Consider the following 735-nt stretch of genomic DNA (forward strand, 5'->3'; position numbering starts at 1 on the left):
CCTCGTCCGCGCCAATCTCATGCACCGAAAGCGCATCGACCGCCTGATCCAGTCCGATCCAGAGCCTCCGATCAACCCCGATCAGATGGTCCTCCAGTGGGCCTAGTCTTAACCGGACACCAGTGGGACAAGCCCGAGGGTGACGGGGAGAGTGGCTGGAGTGGACGCCACAAAACACAATCGTCATGCTTGGGCTTGTCCCGAGCATCCATCGCGGTAACAAGCTCAAGCCATGGCCTATTACGTCTACATCCTGGCCAGCCAAGAGAACGGCACACTCTACATCGGCATGACCAACGACCTGGTTCGCCGCATCCACGAACACCGGGAAAGTCTCGTCGACGGCTTCACCAAGCGCCACGGCGTGAAATCCCTCGTCTACTTTGAAACCCACGACCGTGCTGCGGAAGCAATTCAGCGCGAGAAATCCATGAAACGCTGGCGCCGTGACTGGAAAATCAACCAGATCGAACGGGACAATCCGCATTGGGAGGATCTCTATGATGGTCTTTTCGGTTGAATGATGGACCCTCGGGACAAGCCCGAGGGTGACGGGATGAGTTGCTGAATCAGCCACTACAAGCACAACTGTCATGCTCGGGCTTGTCCCACTGGTGTCCGGTTTAGATTTGGTGGACTGAGCGCACGGTGTTGATTCTACTGGTGTCCAAGCGTTTGGCGACGTCCTGGGACACGAGAAAGGAACAACACCGTGCGCCACCACAATAGCGTTTT

The 735-nt window shown here is 56.7% G+C and carries 1 protein-coding gene; it reads left to right on the top strand.

Annotation, left to right across the window (positions count from 1 at the left end; all coding sequences use genetic code 11):
• Positions 1 to 232 precede the first annotated feature (232 nt).
• Positions 233 to 520 carry a GIY-YIG nuclease family protein gene (locus HBA54_RS28600; protein WP_167232149.1) on the top strand — a complete coding sequence of 96 codons (288 nt, stop codon included), beginning with the start codon at positions 233 to 235 and terminating at the stop codon, positions 518 to 520.
• The last annotated feature ends 215 nt before the right edge of the window (positions 521 to 735 follow it).

Origin of the sequence: Pelagibius litoralis (assembly GCF_011683915.1) — a bacterium.
Taxonomy (GTDB): domain Bacteria; phylum Pseudomonadota; class Alphaproteobacteria; order Kiloniellales; family Kiloniellaceae; genus Pelagibius; species Pelagibius litoralis.